General features: G+C 63.6%; 1 pseudogene. It reads left to right on the top strand.

The features are described 5' to 3' along the window. Window positions 1-440 (top strand): annotated as a pseudogene (locus tag AC1DLB_RS32140) (serine 3-dehydrogenase); the annotation flags it as partial.

The following is a 440-nucleotide window of genomic DNA, read 5'->3' as shown; positions in this document are numbered from 1 at the left end:
GCTACACCCTGGGCAGCAACCTCGAGAACCTGACCCTCACCGGCAGCGACCAGCTCGACGCCACCGGCAACGCCCTGAACAACGTGCTGATCGGCAACAGCGGCAACAACGTGCTGGACGGTGGCCTCGGCGCCGACGTGATGATTGGCGGCTTCGGCAATGACACCTACGTCGTCGACAACCTCAAGGACACGGTCGCCGAGACCAGCACCCTGCTATCTGAAATCGACACCGTGCGTTCCTCGGTGAACTGGACCCTGGGCGCCAACCAAGAAAACCTCACCCTGACCGGCAGCGACAACCTCAACGGCGTCGGCAATACCCTGAACAACGTGCTGACCGGCAACAGCGGCAACAACGTGCTCAACGGTGGCGCGGGGCTGGATACGCTGATCGGCGGCGCCGGCGACGACACCTATATCCATCCTCGACCAGGCCGG

This window comes from Pseudomonas sp. 05N434, assembly GCF_056396965.1.
This window is presented reverse-complemented; position numbering and strand designations above follow the sequence as displayed.